The sequence below is a fragment of the Intrasporangium sp. genome, assembly GCF_035280925.1.
Classification (GTDB): domain Bacteria; phylum Actinomycetota; class Actinomycetes; order Actinomycetales; family Dermatophilaceae; genus Intrasporangium.
This window is the reverse complement of record NZ_DATEEY010000230.1, coordinates 1-2,082: the sequence shown is the minus strand read 5'-3', so window position 1 is coordinate 2,082 and position 2,082 is coordinate 1. Positions and strand designations below refer to the sequence as shown.

Annotated in this window: 3 protein-coding genes; 1 reads left to right on the top strand and 2 read right to left on the bottom strand. The window is 70.9% G+C overall.

The window, feature by feature from the left end:
- Positions 1–183 (bottom strand): histidine kinase (locus VJN29_RS20255; protein WP_324145450.1); only part of this gene is annotated, 183 nt, incomplete at its 3' end.
- A 39-nt stretch (positions 184–222) separates the two neighbouring features.
- Between VJN29_RS20255 and VJN29_RS20250 the strand changes: the two genes are divergently transcribed.
- On the top strand, positions 223–408 hold the full coding sequence (locus tag VJN29_RS20250; RefSeq protein ID WP_324145449.1) for a hypothetical protein: 186 nt from the start codon (positions 223–225) through the stop codon (positions 406–408).
- Positions 409–447: 39 nt separating this feature from the next.
- Here VJN29_RS20250 and serA read toward each other — a convergent pair whose 3' ends face one another.
- The gene (serA, locus tag VJN29_RS20245; protein WP_324145448.1) at positions 448–2,034 is read right to left on the bottom strand and encodes a phosphoglycerate dehydrogenase; all 1,587 of its coding nucleotides are present in this window, start codon (positions 2,032–2,034) and stop codon (positions 448–450) included.
- Between the last annotated feature and the right edge of the window lie 48 nt (positions 2,035–2,082).

Below are 2,082 nucleotides of genomic sequence, written 5' to 3'. Positions count from 1 at the left end.
CTCCGCCCCCGCCTGAACCGTCATGGTCGCCAGCGCGTGACCGACGACGTCGTGGAGCTCGCGGGCGATCCGCGCCCGTTCCTCCGCGACGGCATACCGCTCGGCGTTCGCGCGCTCCTGCTGCAGTGCGGCGGCCAGTCGGCCTGGCCGGTCTCGGTGGCCTCTCTCCTGTCCGGCCGGCACCTGGTCGTGCGGGCGTTGGCCGCCCTGGGTGGTGTGGTCGTGTGGGCTGTCAGCTACACCCTCATCGAGGGCGTCGCCCAGTCGATCGTCGGCGACACCGAGCCGGTGTGGCTCGGGGAGGAGATCGGCATCGTCGGGACAGGGGCCCTGCTCATGACCGTCGGACTGCTGCTGGTCCGCCCTCGGGCCCCCAGGAGGCAGCCGGCGGCGGTCCCCGCCGTGTGACCGGCAGCGGCGCCGGACCGGGCGTCGGTCCTTCTCCGGTCAGACGAGGTCGACCACGCGGACGGTCTCGGCGCCGATCTCCTTCTCGATGGCCGCGATGACGTCGGCGGGGATGAGGCTGTCGACCGTCAACGCGACGAGGGCCTTCCCCACGTCGTCGTCACGGGAGACCTGCATGCCGGCGATGTTGACGTCGGCGTCGCCGAGGAGCTTGCCGACGACGCCGATGACACCGGGCCGGTCCTCATAGGCGAAGAACGCCATGTGCGTCGAGATCGGGATCTCGAGGTCGTAGCTGTTGATGCCGATGAGCTTCTGCACCATCTTCGGCCCGGTGAGCGTGCCGGAGACCGACAGGGTCGTGCCGTCGGCGAGGGTCCCGTGCAGCGTGGTGACGTTGCGGAAGTCTTCGGACACCTCGTCGGTGATCAGGCGCGACTCGCAGCCGCGCTCCTTGGCGAGCAGGGGCGCGTTGACGTAGGTCACCGGGTCCTCGGTGACGTCGGTGAAGAGTCCCTTGAGCGCCGACAGCTCCCACACCGAGACGTCGTGGCTCGTGATCTCCCCACGCACCTCGACGTCGAGCTGCACGGGAACCGAGCCCGCGAAGGCGGTGAAGACCCGACCGAGCTTCTCGACGAGGTCGATGCCGGGACGCACCTCCTCGGCCACGGCGCCACCGGCGACGTTGACGGCATCCGGCACGAGGTCACCGCCCAGCGCCAGGCGCACCGACCGCGCGACGGCGACGCCGGCCTTCTCCTGGGCCTCCTCCGTGGAGGCACCGAGGTGGGGCGTGACGACGACCGACTCGTGGGCGAACAGCGGGCTGTCGGTGCAGGGCTCCGTGGCGAAGACGTCGAGACCGGCACCGGCCACCCGGCCCTCGGCGATCGCGGCCGCGAGAGCCTCCTCGTCGAGCACCCCGCCGCGGGCGGCGTTGATGACACGCACCGACGGCTTCACCTTCGTCAGCGCCTCCTTGCCGATGAGCCCCATGGTCTCCGGCGTCTTGGGCAGGTGGATGGTGATGAAGTCCGACTCGGCGAGCAGCTCGTCGAGCGTGACGAGACGGGCACCGAGCTGGCCGGCGCGCTGGACCGAGACGTACGGGTCGTAGGCGAGGATCTCGACGCCGAAGCCCTTGAGCCGCTCCGCGACCAGCTGGCCGATCCGGCCGAACCCGACGACCCCCACCTTCTTGTCCAGCAGCTCGACACCGCCGTACTTGCTGCGCTTCCACGCGCCGTTCTTCAGGGCCTCGTTCGCCGGGGCGATGTTGCGGGCACAGGCGAGGAGGAGGCCGACCGCGAGCTCGGCGGCGCTCGTGATGTTGGACGTCGGGGCGTTGACCACCATGACCCCGGCCTTCGTCGCCGCCGGCACGTCGACGTTGTCGAGCCCCACGCCCGCTCGCGCCACTACCTTGAGGTTCCTTGCCGCGGCCAGGGCCTCGGCGTCGATCTTCGTGGCGGACCGGATCAGCACCGCGTCCACGTCGGTGAGCGCCGGCAGCAGGGCCGAGCGGTCGGTGCCGTCGACGTGGCGGACCTCGAAGTCCGGTCCGAGGGCGTCGAGGGTGGCGGGCGAGAGCTCCTCGGCGATGAGGACGACGGGCTTGGTCACGAGACGTTCCTGCCTTCGGTGCTGCGGTCGGTCATCCGCCGATCGGCG